Genomic DNA, 19,967 nt, shown 5'->3' with positions numbered 1-19,967 from the left:
GTCGATGGGTTGCCGCCACGCCGCGCGCAGGTGCATCACGCTGCCCAAATAGGAGAGGTCCAAATGCGCGAGATCATCCACTTCATCGGCGGCAGCGCCAGTGCGGGCACCGGCACGCGCCGCTCGGACGTGTTCGATCCCAATAGCGGCGCGGTGCAGGCACAGGTGACGCTGGGCAGCCCCGCCGACCTCGACGCTGCGATGGCGAAGGCGCTGGCCGCTCAGCCGGCATGGGCTGCGACCAACCCGCAACGCCGCGCGCGCGTGATGTTCGCGTTTAAGGCGCTGGTCGAGAAGCATATGGACGAACTGGCCCACCTGCTGTCGTCCGAGCACGGCAAGGTGATCGCGGATTCGAAGGGCGATATTCAGCGCGGGCTGGAAGTGATCGAATTCGCCTGCGGCATCCCGCATGTGCTGAAGGGCGAATACACCCAGGGCGCCGGCCCCGGCATCGACGTCTATTCGATGCGTCAGCCGCTCGGCGTTGTCGCGGGCATCACCCCGTTCAACTTCCCGGCGATGATTCCGATGTGGATGTTCGGCGTCGCCATCGCGTGCGGCAACGCCTTCATCCTCAAGCCCAGCGAGCGCGACCCCAGCGTGCCGGTGCGCCTCGCCGAACTGATGCAGGAAGCCGGGCTGCCCGACGGCGTGCTTCAGGTGGTACAGGGCGACAAGGAGATGGTCGACGCGATCCTCGATCATCCCGAGATCAAGGCGGTCAGCTTCGTCGGTTCGTCCGACATCGCGCATTATGTCTATCGCCGTGGGGTCGAGGCGGGGAAGCGCGTCCAGGCGATGGGCGGCGCGAAGAATCACGGCATTGTGATGCCTGACGCCGACCTCGATCAGGTCGTCAACGACCTTGCCGGTGCCGCATTCGGTTCGGCGGGCGAGCGGTGCATGGCGCTGCCGGTCGTGGTGCCGGTGGGCGAGAAGACCGCGATCGCACTGCGCGAGAAGCTGCTGCCCGCGATTCAGGGGCTGCGCGTCGGCGTGTCGACCGATGCCGAGGCGCATTACGGCCCGGTGGTCACGGCCGCGCACAAGGCGAAGATCGAAAGCTATATCCAGATGGGCGTCGACGAGGGCGCCGAACTGGTCGTCGACGGACGCGGCTTCACGCTGCAGGGGCATGAGGATGGCTTCTTCGTCGGCCCGACCCTGTTCGACCGCGTGACGCCGCAGATGCGCTCCTATCAGGAAGAGATTTTCGGTCCGGTGCTCCAGATGGTCCGCGCCGACAGCTTCGAGGAGGCACTGCGCCTCCCGAGCGACCATCAGTACGGCAATGGCGTCGCGATCTTCACCCGCAACGGTCACGCCGCGCGCGAGTTCGCGGCGCGGGTCAATGTCGGCATGGTCGGCATCAACGTGCCGATCCCCGTACCGGTCGCCTACCACACCTTCGGCGGGTGGAAGCGCAGCGCGTTCGGCGACACCAACCAGCACGGCATGGAGGGGGTCAAGTTCTTCACCAAGGTGAAGACGATCACCCAGCGCTGGCCGGACGGCGGGGTGGGCGACGCCGCCAACGCCTTCGTCATTCCCACGATGGGATGAGGCGGATGCGCCGCCGGGTTCGAGAATCGGTTACAGCCGTGCTAACCATCTCCCCGTGTCTGCGGGGGATGCGGCTTGGTTTGGCTGTTTCGGATTATCGTGGCGGTCGCGGCGCTCACCTTCATCGCGTGGGCGGCCCCGCTTGCGCTATCGGCGAGCGAGCCTGAGCGCGTGGACAAGCGCATCGCCATCACCTTTGACGACACGCCGCGCGGGGCGGGCGCGTTCCTGACGCTGGAGGAGCGCGGCCCGAAGCTGATCGCGGCGCTTCAGGCCGCGGGGGTGCGGCAGGCGGCGTTTTTTATCAACCCGTGCCGGCTGCAGAGCGACCGCGACGGTGCGCTGGTCCGCGCGTATGAAACCGCCGGTCATGTGATCGCCGACCACACATGCAGCCATCCCGGCCTGTCGCGGGTCAGTGCCGAACGCTATCTTGCCGATATCGACGCTTCGCAGGACTGGTTGCGCACCCGCCCGACCTATCGTCCGTGGTTCCGCTTCCCCTTCCTCGACGAGGGCGGGAGCAATCGGGTGAAGGCACAGGCAGTGCGCGACGGGCTGACCGCGCGGGGACTGATCAACGGCTATGTCACCGCCGATGGCTATGACTGGAACATGGAGCGGCTGACGATAGAGGCGAAGCGTGCGGGGCGGGTGATCGACATGGCGCGGCTGCGCGATCTGTATGTCGAGACTCACGTGGGTGCGGCAGAGTTCGCCGACCAACTGGCCGTGCGTGCCACCGGGCGGCATCCGGCACAGGTGCTGCTGCTCCACGAAACCGACCTTGCCGCATTGTTTCTGGCCGACATGGTCGCCGGGCTGCGCAAGGCGGGCTGGACCATCGTCACCGCCGACGAGGCGTTCGACGACCCGATCGCGCGCCGCACGCCACAGGTCGATTTCGCCAACGGCACCCGCATCCAGATGCTGGCGTGGGAAAAGGGGATCGAAGGCACGCGCTGGTACGACCGCACCGACGGCCCCACCGCCGACCGGCTTTTCGAGGCGCAGGTGATGCAGGGCGCGGCCGTCCAGTGAGGATCGTCGCAGCCCTGCTCGCCTGCCTGCTGCTCGCGCTTCCCGCTGCTGCGCAGAAGCGGATCGCATTGAGCTTCGACGACGCGCCGCGCGGGGCGGGAGCGTTCCTCGATCCCGATGCGCGGGCAAAGAAGCTGACCGCCGCGTTGAAGCGGGCCGGCCTCAAACAGGCGGTGTTCTTCGTGAACCCCGGCAATATCGGCAAGCCCGGTCATGGCGACGGCGCGGCCAATCTCGACCGCTATGTGAAAGCGGGCCATGTCCTTGCCAATCACAGCTGGTCGCATCCCAGGCTCGGCAGTACTGACGCCGACGCCTATCTCGCCGATCTCGACCGCGCCGAAGCTTGGCTGAAAGCGCGTCCCGGTTACCGCCCTTGGTTCCGCTTCCCGTTCCTCGACGAGGGCGGCAAGGACAAGGTGAAGCGCGACGCGATCCGTGCGGGACTGAAGGCGCGCGGCCTCATTAACGGATACGTCACCGCGGAATCGTCGGACTGGAACATCGAAAGCCTGACCATCGCCGCGAGACAGGCGGGCAAGACGATCGACATGAAGGCGCTGCGCGACCTCTATGTCGAAAGCCATGTCGAGGCGGCGGAGTTCTATGACGCGCTCGCGGTCAGGACGCTCGGCCGCTCCCCCGCGCATGTCATGCTGCTCCACGAAACCGACATCGCCGCCCTGTTCATCGGCGATCTGGTCCGGGGGCTGAAGGCAAAGGGCTGGACCATCATCTCCGCCGACGAAGCCTATGCCGACCCGCTCCGCGACGCCGCGCCCGACACCCCGCACGCTCAGGGCACGTTGATCGAGGCACTGGCCTGGGAAAAGGGCCTCCCCGCGCCGCGTTGGTACGAGCGCAACGACCTGCGCATCGCCAATCCGCTGTTTGCGCGGCGGGTGCTCGGCGAAACCCCCGCGCCCTGAATTTGTTTGAGAAACGGACCGATATGACCGACCAGCAATTCGACCTCACCGACGACCAGCGCGCGATTCAGGAGATGGCGCAGCGCTTCACCGCCGACGCGATCACCCCGCATGCGGCGGAGTGGGACGAGAAGCACATCTTCCCGCGCGACACGGTGAAGGCTGCCGCAGAGCTCGGCTTTGGCGCAATCTACGTCAGCGAGGAAAGCGGCGGGATCGGCCTTGGCCGGCTCGAGTCAGCGCTGATCATGGAGGCGATGGCCTATGGCTGTCCCGCGACCAGCGCGTTCATCTCGATCCACAATATGGCCGCATGGATGATCGACCGCTTTGGGTCGCAGGGGGTGAAGGACAAGTATCTGCCCCGCCTCGTCACCGCCGACTGGCTGGCGAGCTACTGCCTGACCGAGCCGTCCTCGGGCTCCGACGCTGCTGCGCTCAAGACCACGGCGAAGCGCGACGGCGACCACTTCATCGTCAACGGGTCGAAGCAGTTTATCTCTGGCGCGGGCGAGAATGAGCTGTACGTGACGATGGTCCGCACCGGCGTCGATGGACCCAAGGGTATTTCCTGCCTCGCCATCGAAAAGGACATGCCCGGCGTCAGCTTCGGCGCGAACGAGCGCAAGCTCGGCTGGCATGCCCAGCCGACGCGACAGGTGATGTTCGACAATGTCCGCGTCCCCGCCGAAAATCTGATCGGCGGCGAGGGCGAGGGGTTCCGCATCGCGATGATGGGCCTCGACGGCGGTCGCCTCAACATCGGCGCCTGCTCGCTCGGCGGGGCGCAGCGCTGCCTCGACGAGGCAATTGTCTATACAAAAGATCGCAAGCAGTTCGGCACCGCCGTGGCCGAGTTCCAGAACACCCAGTTCACCCTTGCCGACATGGCGACCGAGCTGGAGGCAGCCCGCGCTTTGCTATACCTCGCCGCCGCCAAGGTCACCGCCAACGCCCCCGACAAGACCAAGTTCGCCGCGATGGCCAAGCGTTTCGCGACCGACACCGGATCGGCCGTGGTCGACCGCGCGCTGCAGCTGCATGGCGGCTATGGCTATCTGATGGACTACCCGATCGAACGCTTCTGGCGCGACCTGCGCGTCCATTCGATCCTTGAGGGGACCAATCAGGTGATGCGGATGATCGTCGGGCGGGAGCTGACGCGGCAATGAGCGAAGACGTCCTGATTTCGGTCGAGGGCAAGGTCGGCCGCATCCGGCTCAACCGGCCCAAGGCCATCCATGCGCTCAACACCGGCGTGTGCGCCGCGATCCTCGACGCGCTGACCGCATGGCGCAGCGACACGGCGGTCGAGGCGGTAATGATCGATCATGCCGAGGGTCGCGGCTTCTGCGCGGGCGGCGACATCCGCATGCTGGCCACCAGCGGTGCGGACGATGGCGCAGCGGCGCGGGACTTCTTCCGCGTCGAATATCAGATGAACCACGCGCTGTTCACCTTCGTGAAGCCGATCGTCGCGTTCATGGACGGGATCACGATGGGCGGCGGCGTCGGCCTGAGCCAGCCCGCGCGGTTCCGGGTTGCGACGGAGAACACGAAGTTCGCGATGCCGGAGACCGGTATCGGCCTGTTCCCCGATGTCGGCGGCGGATGGTATCTGTCGCGTCTGCCGGGTCGCGTCGGCCAGTATCTCGCGGTCACCGGCCATCGGATCGACGGCGCGGAGTGCGTCGCGCTGGGCCTCGCCACACATTATCTCCCGTCGGACCGACTGTACGATGCCAAGGGGCGCATTCTGGCCGACCCGCAGACGATCGAAGCGGTGCTGGCCGACTTGGCCACGCCTGTCCCTGACGCCCGCATCCTCGCCCACCGAGAGGATATCGACCGGCTGTTCGCGCGCGATCATCTCGAAGACATCATCGCCGCGCTCGAAGCCGATCCGGGCGAATGGGCGATGCAGCAACGCGCCACCATCGCCGGCAAATCGCCGCAGTCGATGAAGGTCAGCCTCAAGCTTCTGCTCGACGGCGCGTCCATGCAAACCTTCGAGGATGAGATGCGGCAGGAATATGCGGTCGCCACGCGCGTCGTGCAGCGCCATGACTTCATCGAGGGCGTGCGCGCGCTCATCATCGACAAGGACAATCACCCGCGCTGGGACCCCGCCACGCCGGAGGGGGTCAGCGACCATCTGATCGACCAGATCTTCGCGCCGCTGCCCGAGGATGAGGCGTGGAGTCCAGCTTAACTCCCCTGCCGCTTGGGGGAGGGGCTTGGGGAGGGCCTGTCCTCCCGGACGTCGTTTGAGTTACAGGCCCTCCCCCGACCCCTCCCGCAAGCGGGAGGGGAGCAGAAGGAAACGAAATGACCTACAACACAATCCTCGTCGAACAGCGCGGCGCCGTCACGTTGGTGACGCTCAACCGACCGCAGGCACTCAACGCGCTCAACAGCGAAGTCCTGTCCGAATTGCTCGACGCCTTCGCCGCGTTCGACGCCGACCCGTCACAGGGCTGCGCCGTCCTCACCGGCAGCGAAAAGGCGTTCGCGGCGGGCGCGGATATCAAGGAGATGCAGGCGCAGGGCTTTGCCGACATGTACGGCCACAATTTCTTCGCCGGCTGGGACCAGTTTACCCGCACGCGCAAGCCGATCATCGCCGCCGTCTCCGGCTTCGCGCTGGGCGGCGGATGCGAGCTGGCGATGATGTGCGACTTCATCCTCGCCGCCGATACCGCCAAGTTCGGTCAGCCGGAGATCAAGCTCGCCGTCGCCCCCGGCATGGGCGGGTCGCAGCGCCTGACCCGCGCGGTGGGCAAGGCCAAGGCGATGGAAATGTGCCTCACCGGCCGCATGATGGGCGCGGAAGAGTCGGAGCGCGCCGGCCTCGTCAGCCGCGTCATTCCCGCCGCCGAACTGCTTGACGAAGCGCTCAAGTCCGCCGCGACGATCGCCTCGATGGCCCCGCTCGCGGTGCTGGCGAACAAGGAAATGGTCAACGCAGCGTTCGAGACGGGCCTGGCGCAGGGCGTCCAGTTCGAACGCCGCCTGTTCCACGGCCTGTTCGGCAGCGCCGACCAGAAGGAAGGCATGGCGGCATTCGTCGAGAAACGTCCGGGGAACTGGACGGGGAAATAGCCTTGCCGTCACCGCAGCGGAAGCTGGGGTTTCGTGCGGCAGAAGACCCCAGCTTCCGCTGGGGTGACGAAAGATGAGAGGAGCGCCGCAATGGCCCGCGTAGGATTTATCGGTCTCGGCAATATGGGCGGCGGGATGGCCGCGAACCTGGCGAAGGCGGGGCATGACGTGCGCGCCTATGACCTCAGCGAAGAGGCGCTCGCCCGCGCCAAGGCTGCCGGATGCCTGCCCGTGGCGAGCGCGGCCGAGGCGGCGCAGGGCGCGGAGGCGGTCATCACCATGCTGCCCGCCGGCAAGCATGTCGAACAGGTCTATGCCGACAGCGTGTTCGGCGCGGCGGATACCGGGGCGATCCTGATCGATTGTTCGACCATCGACGTCGATACCGCGCGCCGCGTCGCCGATGCGGCGGCGGCCAAGGGGCTGATGGCGGTCGACGCGCCCGTCTCCGGCGGGATCGCGGCGGCGGCTGGCGGCACGCTTACCTTCATGGTCGGCGGCAGCGATGCGGCGTTCGAACGCGCGGAGCTGTTCCTGTCGGACATGGGCAAGGCGGTGATCCATGCCGGTGGTAACGGCGCGGGACAGGCGGCGAAGATCTGCAACAACATGCTGCTCGGCGCGACGATGGTCGCGACCTGCGAGGCGTTCCTGCTCGCGCGCAAGCTCGGGCTCGACCCGCAGACCTTCTACGACATCAGCTCGGTCTCATCGGGGCAGAGCTGGTCGATGACCAGCTACGCGCCACTGCCCGGAGTCGGCCCCAAATCGCCCGCCGACAACGATTATCAAGGCGGCTTCGCGGTCGGGCTGATGCTCAAGGATCTGAAGCTGGCGATGGAGGCGGCCGAAACGGTCCACGCCGACACGCCGATGGGGGCGCGTGCTGCGGAGCTCTATGCGAAGTTCGCCGATGCGGGCCATGCCGGGATGGATTTTTCGGGCATCATCCGGATGCTGGAGGCGCGCGGCGAGGGCTGAATCCTGGAGCAGTTCGCGCTGAGAAAGCAGCATCTTCCATTGACCCGACACCAGGGATGGCGCTTCGGCGCGCTCAGCGCAAACGGTGTGGGGATTGAGCGTTAGTGCAGGTGGGTCGCGGCAGGCAACAGCCGTGGCCGTTCCGCTGCGGGCATCGCGACAGGCGCAGTCTCGCGCTCGCCGCGCAGCACGCTGCCCATCGGTGCGGGGCGACCGAGCAGATAGCCCTGCGCATAGCGGCAGCCGAGCAAGCTCGCCTCCATCAGCTGTGCCTCGGTCTCGATCCCCTCGATCACGCAGTCGAGGCTCAGCGAATGGGCCAGTCCGCGGATCGCCGCAATCATCGCGCGACCCGATTGGGTGGTCATCCCTGCGGCGAAGCTGCGGTCTACCTTGAGGATGTCGAGCGGAATCTGGTGCAAGATGCCCAGGCTCGAATAGCCGGTGCCGAAATCGTCCAGTGCGACGCGCACCCCCAATGCGCGCAGCTGCTCCAGCACTGTCCGTGCCCCGTCGATGTCCGACATCAACGTGGTCTCGGTAATCTCGAAAGTGAGTCGTGCCGGCTCGATCCCGCTCGCGACGATCATCCGGGTCAGCTCGCGGATCGTCTCTGGCGATGCGATGTCGTGCACCGACAGGTTGAACGATACGCCGACCCCTGTTGGCAGGCGTTCGGCCTTCGCGAGGAGCTTGGCGAACAGGATTAGCGTCACCTGATTGATCAGCCCCAGCCGCTCGGCCATCGCGATCAGCCGGTCGGGCATCACCAGCCCCAATTGTGGCGAATGCCAGCGCGCCAGGGCCTCGACGCTCGCCAGCGTCATGCTGCGCGTTTCGTAGATCGGCTGGAACAGCAGCGACAACTCCGCACTCAGGTCGGCGGCGCGGAATGCAGCCTCCAGTTGTAGCTCATCGCGGATCATCGCCTCATGCTCGGCGGAAAAGATCACGCACTCGCCGCGCTCGTGCGACTTGGCGTGGTACAGCGCATAGTCGGACCGGTCGAACAGCGCATGGGCGTTGCGCCCGGCATCGGGGTAGACCGCCAGCCCGATCGAACATCCAACGCGCAACGACGCGTCGTGGATCATCATCGGCGCACAGATCGTCTCGCGAAGACCCGCCAGCCGTGCGCGGGCAGTCGATGCGTCGCCGTCGATCAGGATACCGAACTCGTCGCCGCCCAGCCGGGCGATCATCAGTTCCTCGCCACAGAATCCCGACAGCCGACGGCCCAGCTCGCTGAGCAGTCGGTCGCCGGTGGCGTGGCCGAATGTGTCATTGATCGGCTTGAATCGGTCGAGGTCGAGGACACCGACACAAAAGGGTGCGCGTCCATTCGCCTCACGCTCGGTCAGACAGGCATCGAGCCGGGCGAAGAAATGGCGACGATTGGGGAGGCCGGTCAACGAATCCGTCTGCGCCAGCAGCTGGTTCTCGTCACTCAACCGGCTCGCCTGCGACCGCTCGTCACGCAATGCCTGTTGCGATTGGACTAGGTCGACGAACATCCGGTTCGACCCGATCAGGATTTTGGACATCACGGCGGTGACCAGCGCAATGTTGAGCGCGGTGAAGATCGCGGGAAGGCTGCCAGTGCTCAGGCAATAGAGCGCATAGGGGGTGACGACCGCCGCCGCGAGCATTGCTGCAGCGCGCGGCACATGCATCAGGCAGAGCATGCAGCTGAGCAGGGTTACCGCCAGCGCGACCGCGACATGGCCGCGCATCGCCCCGGCCGAGAACCAGTCGAGCGCGATCACCCAGATGGTGAACCCGCCGCCAATCGCGAGTGCGACGATCTGGGTACGGCGGTTGCGTCGCGCCGCTTCCGCTTCGCTCAGTTCGGCAGGTGTCGGCGCGCGCAGCCAGTGGATCATCCGCAGCACCGCGATCCCGACCAGGATCAATGGGATGCCTTGGGCGATCCAGCGGCTTGCAGTATCGCCATGGCTGATCGCCAGCGTACCGGCATTGGCGAAGAGGAGGAGGTAGAGCCAGGGAATCTGACGGCGCAGCTGCTCATACTGCGCTAGCGGCAGCGACTGTGCGTTGGACGCGGCGGGAGGAAGGGGTGGTCGGTGCATCGGCGCGGTTTGCGCCTCTCCGATTGCCAGTCCCATCTTAACGAACCCTCAAAGCTCGAAGGTCGGAGCGTGGCACCGATCGCCAGCAGGGGAGAAGGCGATCGGCGTCCACGCTCCGGGTGCACTATAGAGGTTCGGCATCGCGCCCGGTCCTGTCTGCGCCGATTACTGCGTCAGGCGGACCAGCGTCGCAGCGTTATAGAATACGCCGTTGACCTGGAACGTCATGCCCGATGCGTCCTGCGCCACTTCCTTGACGAGGCCGCGGGCGGAGATCGACACCGGCACGCTCGATCCGGTCGTGTCCTTGGCGGCGATCTCCAGCTTATACTCGCCGTCGCGCGCGCGGGTTCCATTGGGGAGCGTGCCGTCCCAGACCAGTTCGCCTTCCGATCCGGTCAGGTTGATCGTGTGGACGGTTGCGCCCGATGCGTTCTTGATCGTCGCGACGACCGAGTCTGCGGGGCGGGTGGTGGCATAGGTCCATTGCGCCGGGCTGTCGGCGGTCAGGCCCGCCTGGTCGCTACCGAAGCTCGCGACCTTGCCGACCACTGACGCCGCGCCGACGAGATTGTCTGAGGTGAGCGCGGTCAGGATCGACTTCAGCGATGCGTTCTGCTGGATCGACTGCTCGATCTGGGAGAACTGGACCAGCTGCGCGGTATATTCCGACGTATCCATCGGATCCATCGGATCCTGATTCTGCATCTGGGTGGTGAGCAGCTTCAGAAACATCGTCGAATCTGCGGCGAGTTTGGACAGGGCGTTGCCAGCATTGGTGCTGGTCGCTGCATTGGCTGCGGTGGCGGCGTCGACGGCCATGATCGGCTCCTTCAGGCGACGAGATCGACCCGGCCCGAGCTGCGGACCTGGACGGGGGATGGGATTGACGATGCTGCTGCATCGTCTTCGGAGAGATAGGCGCGGCTTGCGACGCGGCGGCCCTGCTGGGACTGCTGGTCGTTCTGGCCAAAGCCGCGTTGGTCGAAGCGCAGGCTCTGGTCGTCGGCGCGGAAGCCGGCATCGTTGAGCGCGCGGGTCAGGCTGTCCGAATCGCGGCGCAACAGATCGAGCGTCGCAGGCTGGTCGGCGGTCACCTCGGCGGTCAACTGGCGCGCCTCGTCCATCCGTAACCGGACCTCGATCTTGCCCAACTCGCCAGGATCGAGCCGGATCACCAGCACCTCGCCAGATCCGGTATCGGCATGGCGAACGATCGCCAGGCCGACATCCTCACCGATCGCGCTCGCCCGCGCGCGCGGCTCTGCGGCGGCGGCGTCGCTGGTGGCGTGTGCGGCGTCAGGCACCGGGGGGCGGCCAGCGGGTCGAAGGCAGGGATTGGCCCGGCGGAGATTGGCGGCGGCGTTGGTGCCGATTGCTGCGGCGCGGACTGGCGGCTGCCATCCCGGTTCATCGTGTCGCTCGACCCATTGCCGCTGGCCCGCGTGCCATCGGCATCGGCGTCGGATATCGGCTCGTCAGCCACCACGCCCTCGAATGCGTCGTCATCGACAGGCATGTCGACCACGATGTCCGACGCGGCAGGTTCGGTCGTGCGTGCGGGTTCGGTTGCGCGGGGAGCGACCGGGGCGGGCGCGGCGGCGGCCTCAGCTTGCGGCTGCAGCGGCGCGGGATTGGTTTCGACCGTCGGCACCGCCAGGCTGGCCGCAGCGAGCGCGAACGGCTGGGCTGGCGTTGCAGATGCGTCGTCGCTGGTTGCAACGGCGAGCGGATCGACAGCGGTTTCGGTCAACACCGGCGCTGCTTCAACCGGTGCAGCCATGGGGCCGGTCGCGACGGGAACGATCGGTACTTCCGGCACCGGTGCGGCCAAGTGGCGGGGACTGTCGGCGACCGGCACGCTACCGTCGTTCACGACCGGAGCAGCCTTCGGCTCACTGATCTCGTGCACCGGTTGGATGATTGTCACCGACTCGCCGGGCGAAGGAACGACAGGCGCTGTCCGGAGGGGCCGGGCCGTGAGCGCGTCGACCGGCCTCGATCGGGCTACGGGCGCTACGTCGACCGAGGTGTCGGGACGGCCCATCGTCGTCGCGGTGTCGCCGTTGCCATCGCCATTCTTAGCAGGCGCAGGCACAGGCACAGGCCCAGTGACCAGCACAGGGACAGGTGCAGGGACGGGGACAGGCATCGGGACAGCCTCAGTCTGGGTCGCCTTTGCGCCCTGATCTGGGTGGTCGACCGCCGCTACTGTCTCGAGAACAGGTCCAGGCACGGGTTCTGGCATCGTGCGTGGCGCGTCGCGCGCAGTCATGCTCTCATCTGCGGGCGAGGGCGCGGGCCGGGCCATCGGGACGTGTGCTTCGGGAAGCGTCGCCGTCGGCAGCGCGGATGTATCGGGAAGCGGCGCTGCCATCGGCATTGCGGGCGTCTCGGAAACCGGCGTTGCGACAGGGGCGACGGCTGCGGCTTCCAGCACGATTGGCGCTGCTACCTGATCGGCAATACTTTGCAATTCGGGCAGCGCGGTCTCGACCGGCTGTGCCACCGCACCATCGGCGAGGCCCAGATAGGGCGTCGTGCCCTGGGGCACCACCGAAACCGTCACCGGGTTCCCCGTGGCCGCTTGCGTCACCGGTGTCGTGCCCAGCCCCAGCATTGCCGCGAATCCGGGATCGGCCTGCGGCATCGCGGTCAAGCTCGGGGGCGATCCAGCACCCGTCGTGACGGACGCGGAAAAGGGCAGAAGGTTCGGCACCATAGACGGATCATAGAAGTGTGGGACGGTTTCCGGTCGCACGGCTTAGCCAATCGTGCCGAGCGCGCGCACCCGGGCGCGGGCATGGATCTCGTTCTGCGACAGGACGACGGTCGCAGGGCGGACACGCTCGATCACGCTGCGAACGAACGGTCGGATCGTGGGATTGGTGAGGAGGCAGGGAATTTCCCCGCTGTTCGCCATCCGGTCATAGGTGTCGCGGACCGCAACGATGAAGCCCTGAAGCATCGACGGCGGCATCGCGAGGTGGCGCTCGTCGCCCATGCCCAGGATGTTCTCCGCGAATGCGGCATCCCATTCGGGCGACAGGGTCAGAATCGGGATCGAACCATCGCGCGCCTGATGCGCCGAGATCTGGCGGGCGAGCCGTGCGCGGACATGTTCGGTGATCTGCGTCAGATTCTGGGTGATCGGCGCGGCTTCAGCGATACCCTCAAGGATCGTCGGCACATCGCGGATCGACACGCCTTCGCCGAGAAGATTCTGCAGGATACGCTGCACGCCCGAGATCGAGATGCGCGCCGGGATGATCTCTGCGACCAGCTTGGCCGAGTCGGTATGGACCTCGTTGAGCAGCTTCTGCACCTCGGTGTAGCTCAGCATATCGGCGATATTGTCCTTGACCAGTTCGGTCAGGTGCGTGGTGATGATCGTGCCCGCATCGACGACGGTGAGGCCTCGGAATCCCGCTTCCTCGCGCAGCTCGCGGTCGATCCAGAGCGCAGGCAGGTTGAACACCGGCTCGCGCGTCGGCTCGCCTGGAATGCCCGCCGGGCCTTCGCCGGGGTTGATCACCAGCAGACGATCGAGCCGGATCTCGCCGCGCGCCGCCTCGGTCTCCTTGATGTAGATGATGTACTGGTTCGCCTGCAGCCCCATATTGTCGATGATGCGGACCGAGGGGAGGACGAAGCCATATTCGGTCGCCATCTGGCGGCGCAGCGCGCGGACCTGATCGTCGAGGCGCGGTTCGCGCGCTGCGTCATTGATGATCGGGAGCAGGCCATAGCCGATCTCGATCCGCACCGCGTCGATCGCGAGCGTGCGCGAGATAGGCTCCTCCACGACCGCAGCGGCTTCGGCTTCCTCGACCTGCGCCATTCGCTCGGCAACGCGGGCGCGCTCCTTGGCCTTCTTCGATAGATACCACGCGGCATAGCCCGATGCTGCCGCAAAGGCGAAGAATGGGATGAACGGCAGGCCCGGCATCAGCGCAAGCAGGCCCATCAGCACCGCGACCATGCCGAATGCCTGCGGGTAGCGACCGAGCTGCTCGCCCAGCGCCGCGCCAGTCTTGCCCGCCTGGCTACCCTTCGACACCAGCAGGCCGGCTGCTGTCGAGACGATCAGCGCGGGGATCTGGCTAACCAGGCCATCGCCGACGGTCAGGAGCGTGTAGCTCTGGAAGGCGGTGCCGAAATCGACGCCATGGATTGCGACGCCGATGATCAGGCCGACGATCACATTGATCGCGGTGATCAGCAGGCCGGCGATCGCATCGCCCTTCACGAATTTCGATGCACCGTCCATCGAACCGAAGAAGCCGCTCTCGGCCTCAACTTCGCTTCGGCGCGCGCGCGCCTGTTCCTCGGTGATCATGCCGGCTGACAGGTCGGCGTCGATTGCCATCTGCTTGCCGGGCATCGCGTCGAGGCTGAAGCGCGCGGCCACTTCGGCGATGCGTCCTGCACCCTTGGTGATCACGACAAAGTTGATGACCACCAGAATCGCGAAGATGGTGAGGCCGATCACCATCTGCCCGCCGATCAGAAAGTCGCCGAACGCCGCGATCACGCCGCCCGCCGCATGCGGCCCTTCATGCCCGTGCGACAGGATCAGGCGGGTCGAGGCCAGGTTGAGACCGAGGCGCAGCATCGTCGCAATCAGCAGGATTGTCGGGAAGGACGACAGCTGGAGCGGCTTTTCGATGAACAGCGCGGTCATCAGGATCATCGCCGACAGCGTGATCGAGAGCGCAAGCCCAAGGTCGAGTAGCCAGCCCGGCATTGGCAGGATCAGCATGCCGATAATCGAGATGACGCCGACCGCCAGCGCGATGTCGCGCGTTGCGCCGATACGGGTCAGGAAAGCAGAGATCGAGTCCATGATTCAGCTTTCGTCAGGTTGCCGGGACGACGGCGATGCCGGCCTCGACAAAGGCTTTGAGCTTGTTGCGCATCGTGCGCACCGAAATGCCCAGGATCTGCGAGGCCGAAGTGCGGTTGCCCTGGCACCGCTCCAGCGTTTCGAGGATCAGCTGGCGTTCGACTTCCTCGACCGTCTGGCCGACGAACGACGCGATCAGCGGCTTGCCCGCCGCCGAAGCGGGCGGCGCGAGCCGCGACCCGTCGGCGAGCACGATCGCCTCCGGCCCGATATAGCCGTCGGGCGAGAGCAACACCGCGCGGTGCATCGCATCCTGCAGTTCGGCGACATTGCCCGGCCATTCATAGCTGGTCAGCAGCGTTTCGGTCGCCGGGTCGATCAGCGGCGAGGGCAGGCACTGCATCGCCGCGAAGCGCGCTGCGAAGGTCGCTGCGAGCAGGCGGATGTCGCCGCCGCGCGCGCAGCGGCGGCAGCGCGACGGTGGCAAGCGCGAAGCGGGCGAGCAGGTCGCTGCGAAACTGTCCCGCATCGACAAGAGCGGCCAGGTCGCGACGCGTGCTGGCGATGACGTTGGGCGCACCCGGCGCGGTCATTGTCTTCAGCACGCGCAGCTGAAGCGGGGCGGGAAGGCGGTCGATGTCGCGGATGAACAGCGTGCCGCCGGTCGCGGTCGAAAAGGCGCCACGACGACCAGCCAGCGCGCCTTCGAACGCTCCCGCTGCATGTCCGAACAGTTCGGATTCAAGAACGTCGGCGGCGACGCCGTTGCATTCGACGGTGATGAACCCGCTGCGGCCCGACGCGGCGTGGGTGGCGTGCGCGACGCGCTCCTTACCCGTGCCGCGCTCGCCGCTGATCAGGATCGGGGCGTGCGCCGGTGCCATTGCGCGGGCGAACTCCAGCGCGCGCAGCCAGCTAGGATCTTCGCCCACCATCGGCGCGAAATCGGCCTGTGCCATCTGCGCGATGGCAGCGGCGATCAGCTCGCGGTCGGGGGGCAGGGGAATGTAGTCGCGCGCGCCGGCGCGGATCGCGGCGACCGCGCGCTCGGCCGGGGCGTCGATGCCACAGGCGAGGACGGGCACCGCGAACCGCTCGACGATCAGCGCGCGCATGAAACTCGGCACGTCGCTGTCGACGTCGATCATCACCAGCCCCGCGCCGGTCTCGCGCAGGTGCACAAGCGCTTCGGTCGCCGTCTCGGCGATCATCACCTCGGCACCTAGGCTTTGCGCCATGCGCGCGGCCTCGCCGAACGGACCGCTGCTGGCACCGACGATCATCAGGCGAAGCTGCATGATCAGCCGTCCTGGCGCACGATTTCGGTGAGCGTCACGCCGAGTGCGTGGTCGACCAGCATCACTTCGCCGCGCGCTACCAGCCGGTTGTTGACATAGACGTCGACCGGCTCGCCGACGCGGCGGTCGAGTTCGAGCACCATGCCAGACTTCATCCGGATCAGCTCGCCGACCGGCACGCGGGCGCGACCGAGCACCGCCTGAACGCGCACCGGGACTTCGTTGACGGCGGACAGCGAGGTGCCGTTGCCGAGTTCGGCGGAAGGGCCGTCGAGATCGAATTCCTCGAACGATGGCGGCGTGTCGGTTTCGATCATCGCACCGGGCTCGGGGCTGCTGAACGGGTCGCCGGTTTCGGACATCGGGGTCTCCATCATGCGTTCATCCACTGGCGGATCACTGCGGTCGCTTCAGGCGCGTTGCCGGCGACCATGTCGCCCACCTTGCGCAGATGCGACGCCTTGATCTGGCCATCGACATTGTTGAGCTGGACATCGTGGTCGAGCAGCGGGACGTCGGGCTTTGTGCCCTGCATCGCCTCCAGCTGCTTGAGTGCCTCGGGGTCGCCATCGGCGGCCTGCTGCGCGATGGCCAGCATCTCGGCATTCTTGTCGCTCGGCAGCATCGGCGGTGCGGCGGGATCGCCCGCCGCCTCCTTGTTGGCACGCGAGCGGAGCATGCGCAGCACGATCAGGCCGATCGCGCCGACCAGCAGGATCTTGAGCAGTCCAACCACCTGGTCCGACGTGAAGTAAGAGTACCAGCTGGACTGCGCATCGGCCGGTTCCGCAGGGGCGGCAAAGGCCAGGCTTTCGACCACGACGCTGTCGCCGCGCTCGGTGTCGATGCCCACGGCATTCTCGACCAGCCGGGTCAGCTGCGCCTTGCGCGCTTCGGGCAGGCCGGCCGCACCGCCGTCGATGGTGACCGCGACCGACAGGCGGGTCAGCTTGCCCGGTTCGCGCGTGACGATGCTGCGGGTCGAGCTGTTGGCATAGGTCGTGTCTTCGGAGTTTTCCTTGCGCGCCTGCTGGCTGGTCTGGCCACCCGCCGCGCCGACCGGCTGCTGCTGCGCCTCGGGCAACTGGTTGCCGACGGTGACGGCCTGTTCTTCGTTGTTCTCGCGGCTCTGATCGTCGCTCTCGACCGTCACCTGGCGTGCGATCACCTGCTTGTCGGGATCATAGACGTTGGATTCCTCGCGGGTCGCGTCGCGATCAATCTGTGCGGCGACTTCGGCGCGGACCTTGCCCTGGCCGACGACGGGCTCGAGCAGCGCGATGATTTCCTCGCGCATCTTCGCCTCGATCTGTGCCTGGCGCTCGTCGACGCTGCCGCCGCCTGCCGCGCCCTGTTCGCCCGCGCGAGCAAGCAACGCACCCGACTGGTCGACGATTGACACCGATTCGGGCGACAATTCGGGAACGGCGGAGGAAACAAGGTAGCGGATCGCCTGAATCGTTTCGGCGGGCAGGCGGCCCTTGGTCTTGACCGTGACCGATGCGGTCGCCGCGCGTGCCTCGGCGGCGAACATTGCGCGCTCGGGCATGACGATATGGACGCGCGCGCCCGACACCGCATCGAGGCTCTGGATCGAGCGGACAAGCTCGCCCTCGATTGCGCGGGTTTCGTTCATCTTGGCGCGGCTCGCCGAAACGCCGAACGGCTGTTCCTGGTCGAGCACTTCATAGCCGATCTTGCCGCCCAGCTTCTCGCCGGCCATCGCCATGCGCAGCTCGGCGAGCTTGTCGACCGGTGCCATCACGGCGGTGCCGTCGGCGGACAGTTCGAAGGGGACGTTCTGCGACTTGAGCTTTTCGGTGATCGCAGCTGCGGCCGAGGGATCAAGATCGGTGTAGAGGAACCCCATGGTGGTGTTCTCGCCACGCAGCGCGACCATCGCCAGCGCCGCCATGATCAATGCCGCGACGCCGCCCATGATGATGAGCCGCTTGGCCCCCAATTGCGCGATCAGCCCTTTAACCTGCTCCAAGCGGCACCCTATCAGCGACCCGGGACGGCATGTCCCTCGGATCAATTATAGATGCGTCGCGGGCGGCAGGTTTTGCCGGTGGGAAAAAATTGCCGAGTGGGTTTCGGACCGGTGCCGCACCTCATCCAGCGGAGTTGTCTCGAAGCAAAAACGCCCCCGGACGGGGGAGTCCGGGGGCGTTCGAATGCGGAGGGGGGCCGGGCAGGGGAGCCGAGCCGTCCGACACATTAAGTATAGAGGATCAGGCCGCCTTCCTGTCGTCGACGGGAAAAAGATTGTTGAGTTCGTGCAGCACTGCGGCTTCGCGCATTCCCCGGTCGAGCACCATCCCGCCCTCGTCCCATTCGATCCGCGCGTCACCAGGCGCCAGGGTCGCGTCATGGGTGACGTGCAGGTTGAGGCGGCGGCGGTCATTGGCCTGGCGGTCCGCGATCCGCTCCTCGATCTGCACGGCCATGTCGGGGTGAACGCGCACGATCAATTCGGTTCCGCGTGCGACCTGCGCCAGCGCGCGGCCAATCGCGTCGTCGATTGCCTGGGCGGGAGAGGCGAGCAACGGATGACCGGCAAGATGTTGTGCCACCGTCAGCACCAGTTCGGCGGCCTCGCGCGCGGTGTCCGCTCGGAAACCGGCGCGCTCCTCGACCATGCCCTCCACTTCTGAATGGAGCGCGTCCATCGCAGCGAGCAGCGCGGTCTCGCGATCCGACCGGGCGGCGTCCATTCCCGCCTGAAAGGCGTCGGCGCGCGCCCGCGCCAACTCTTCATTCTGCATCTTGCGCAAATGCGCCAGCTCGTCCTCAAGCGACTCGATCTTGATGACCAGCGAGATCGTGTCGTCATGTTCGACGGTGCGGTTGACCTCGCGCGCGGTGAACACGCGGTCGAAGCCGAAGGGCCGGGTGCTGAAAGACATATCCATGGGGCGCACCTCAGATGATCATCGTGTCGTCGCTCTTGGGATCGACCAGCACGATCTCCCCCATATCGGCGAGGTTCTTGGCAAGGCGGACCAAGGCAGTCTGTGCCTCTTCGCAATCGCGCGCGCGCACCGGTCCCATCGAGGACATGTCCTCGCGCAGCAGCTTTGCCGAGCGTTCAGTCATCGTGGAGAAGAACAGCGAGCGGATATTCTCCGGCGCGCCCTTCAGCGCCAGCGCCATCTGACGCTTGTCGGCCTGGCGGACGATGACCGCGATCGACGCGGGCAACAGGCCGCCCAGATCCTCGAAGGTGAACATCAGCGATCGGATACGGTCCGCGGAATCGGGTGAGCGACCGTCGAGCGCGGAGAGCATGCTTTCCTCGGTTGAGCGATCCATCGCATTGAAGATCTCGGCCATCGCTTCATGCGGGTCGCGGCGCTGGGCGCGGGCGAAGTTGGCCATGAATTCGGTCTTCAGCGTCGCCTCGACCTGCGCCAGAACTTCCTTCTGCACCGTTTCCATGCGCAGCATTCGTTGCACCACGTCGACCGCGATGTCGCGCGGCAGCGCGCCGAGCACGCGCGCTGCATGGTCGGACTTCAGCTTGGACAGGATGACGGCGATGGTCTGGGGATATTCGTTGCGCAGATATCCAGCCAGCACGCCTTCGTTGACGTTGGACAGCTTGTCCCACATCGTCCGGCCCGACGGACCACGGATATCCTCCATGATCTCCTTGACCCGGTCGGAATCGAGCACGCTGTTGAGCAGCCGTTCGGTCGTCTCGTAGGAGCCGTGGCACGAGGTCATCGACGACATTTCGGCCTGGAACTGGTTGAGCAGGTGTTCGACCAGGTTCGACGGGATCCGGCCGAGCTGCGACATGCTCTGCGACAGCTCCTTAACCTCGTCGATCGACAGCTGTTCCCAGATCGGGGCGCCGTGTTCCTGGCCGAGCGCCAGCATCAGCGCGGCGGCACGCTCGCGCATGTTCAACCGCTTAAATTCTGGCGGTTCCACGACCGGAGTCATCATCATCGTTATAGTCCCCTGCATTTATTCGTGGTTAACCCGTCGGGATCGCGCACGACCCCTCTATTATGGACTCGAAAGGGGGTTCCCGGTCGCGTGAGGACAGCAAGATGAACATCAATTCGGGATTGGCAGGGTTGACCCTGCTGGGTGCCGATACGAG

Annotated in this window: 18 protein-coding genes; 7 read left to right on the top strand and 11 right to left on the bottom strand. The window is 66.2% G+C overall.

All coding sequences use genetic code 11. The annotated features are described in order from the left end of the window. The first annotated feature begins 63 nt into the window (after positions 1–63). From LRS12_RS00415 to mmsB, 7 genes are all read left to right on the top strand, one after another. Positions 64–1,566, top strand: a complete 1,503-nt coding sequence (locus LRS12_RS00415; RefSeq protein ID WP_257842795.1) for a CoA-acylating methylmalonate-semialdehyde dehydrogenase — start codon at positions 64–66, stop codon at positions 1,564–1,566. 75 nt (positions 1,567–1,641) lie between these two features. Beyond that, the gene (locus LRS12_RS00410; RefSeq protein ID WP_257842794.1) at positions 1,642–2,607 is read left to right on the top strand and encodes a polysaccharide deacetylase family protein; all 966 of its coding nucleotides are present in this window, start codon (positions 1,642–1,644) and stop codon (positions 2,605–2,607) included. Continuing rightward, positions 2,604–3,536, top strand: a complete 933-nt coding sequence (locus tag LRS12_RS00405; RefSeq protein ID WP_257842793.1) for a polysaccharide deacetylase family protein — start codon at positions 2,604–2,606, stop codon at positions 3,534–3,536. The genes LRS12_RS00410 and LRS12_RS00405 overlap by 4 nt, the downstream gene beginning before the upstream one ends. Positions 3,537–3,559: 23 nt before the next feature. Then, positions 3,560–4,708 (top strand): acyl-CoA dehydrogenase family protein, encoded by a 1,149-nt coding sequence (locus tag LRS12_RS00400; RefSeq protein ID WP_257842792.1) that lies wholly within the window; start codon positions 3,560–3,562, stop codon positions 4,706–4,708. After that, positions 4,705–5,748, top strand: coding sequence for an enoyl-CoA hydratase/isomerase family protein (locus tag LRS12_RS00395; RefSeq protein ID WP_257842791.1), 1,044 nt, complete (start codon positions 4,705–4,707; stop codon positions 5,746–5,748). The genes LRS12_RS00400 and LRS12_RS00395 overlap by 4 nt, the downstream gene beginning before the upstream one ends. 116 nt (positions 5,749–5,864) lie before the next feature. Beyond that, positions 5,865–6,638, top strand: a complete 774-nt coding sequence (locus tag LRS12_RS00390; RefSeq protein WP_257842790.1) for an enoyl-CoA hydratase — start codon at positions 5,865–5,867, stop codon at positions 6,636–6,638. A 63-nt stretch (positions 6,639–6,701) separates the two neighbouring features. Beyond that, positions 6,702–7,619, top strand: coding sequence for a 3-hydroxyisobutyrate dehydrogenase (mmsB, locus tag LRS12_RS00385; protein ID WP_257842789.1), 918 nt, complete (start codon positions 6,702–6,704; stop codon positions 7,617–7,619). Positions 7,620–7,720: 101 nt separating this feature from the next. On the opposite strand, the gene LRS12_RS00380 is transcribed toward mmsB, so the two are convergent. The 11 genes from LRS12_RS00380 to fliG form a co-directional block, all read right to left on the bottom strand. Beyond that, positions 7,721–9,745 (bottom strand): bifunctional diguanylate cyclase/phosphodiesterase, encoded by a 2,025-nt coding sequence (locus tag LRS12_RS00380; RefSeq protein WP_257842788.1) that lies wholly within the window; start codon positions 9,743–9,745, stop codon positions 7,721–7,723. A 129-nt stretch (positions 9,746–9,874) separates the two neighbouring features. Then, the gene (locus tag LRS12_RS00375) at positions 9,875–10,531 is read right to left on the bottom strand and encodes a flagellar hook assembly protein FlgD (RefSeq protein ID WP_257842787.1); all 657 of its coding nucleotides are present in this window, start codon (positions 10,529–10,531) and stop codon (positions 9,875–9,877) included. An 11-nt stretch (positions 10,532–10,542) separates the two neighbouring features. Next, positions 10,543–10,887, bottom strand: coding sequence for a flagellar hook-length control protein FliK (locus LRS12_RS00370; RefSeq protein ID WP_257842786.1), 345 nt, complete (start codon positions 10,885–10,887; stop codon positions 10,543–10,545). Continuing rightward, positions 10,884–12,368, bottom strand: coding sequence for a hypothetical protein (locus LRS12_RS00365; protein WP_257842785.1), 1,485 nt, complete (start codon positions 12,366–12,368; stop codon positions 10,884–10,886). The genes LRS12_RS00370 and LRS12_RS00365 overlap by 4 nt, the downstream gene beginning before the upstream one ends. A 105-nt stretch (positions 12,369–12,473) precedes the next feature. Next, positions 12,474–14,555 carry a flagellar biosynthesis protein FlhA gene (gene flhA, locus LRS12_RS00360; protein WP_257842784.1) on the bottom strand — a complete coding sequence of 694 codons (2,082 nt, stop codon included), beginning with the start codon at positions 14,553–14,555 and terminating at the stop codon, positions 12,474–12,476. Between the two features lie 13 nt (positions 14,556–14,568). Continuing rightward, positions 14,569–14,958: a helix-turn-helix domain-containing protein gene (locus LRS12_RS00355; protein WP_257842783.1), complete on the bottom strand. Its 390-nt coding sequence runs from the start codon at positions 14,956–14,958 to the stop codon at positions 14,569–14,571. Beyond that, positions 14,897–15,853: a sigma-54 dependent transcriptional regulator gene (locus tag LRS12_RS00350; protein ID WP_257842782.1), complete on the bottom strand. Its 957-nt coding sequence runs from the start codon at positions 15,851–15,853 to the stop codon at positions 14,897–14,899. The genes LRS12_RS00355 and LRS12_RS00350 overlap by 62 nt, the downstream gene beginning before the upstream one ends. A gap of 2 nt (positions 15,854–15,855) precedes the next feature. Further along, on the bottom strand, positions 15,856–16,215 hold the full coding sequence (gene fliN / locus LRS12_RS00345; protein ID WP_257842781.1) for a flagellar motor switch protein FliN: 360 nt from the start codon (positions 16,213–16,215) through the stop codon (positions 15,856–15,858). An 11-nt stretch (positions 16,216–16,226) separates the two neighbouring features. After that, positions 16,227–17,846 carry a flagellar basal-body MS-ring/collar protein FliF gene (gene fliF, locus LRS12_RS00340; protein ID WP_257842780.1) on the bottom strand — a complete coding sequence of 540 codons (1,620 nt, stop codon included), beginning with the start codon at positions 17,844–17,846 and terminating at the stop codon, positions 16,227–16,229. A 241-nt stretch (positions 17,847–18,087) separates the two neighbouring features. Further along, on the bottom strand, positions 18,088–18,768 hold the full coding sequence (locus LRS12_RS00335) for a FliH/SctL family protein (RefSeq protein ID WP_257842779.1): 681 nt from the start codon (positions 18,766–18,768) through the stop codon (positions 18,088–18,090). A 10-nt stretch (positions 18,769–18,778) separates the two neighbouring features. Further along, entirely contained in the window at positions 18,779–19,810 is a 1,032-nt protein-coding gene (fliG, locus tag LRS12_RS00330; protein ID WP_257842778.1) for a flagellar motor switch protein FliG, read from the bottom strand. Between the last annotated feature and the right edge of the window lie 157 nt (positions 19,811–19,967).

The organism is Sphingomonas sp. J344, assembly GCF_024700005.1.
GTDB lineage: Bacteria > Pseudomonadota > Alphaproteobacteria > Sphingomonadales > Sphingomonadaceae > Sphingomonas.
Note: the sequence above shows the minus strand (reverse complement) of the source record. Positions and strands in the feature narration are given on the sequence as shown.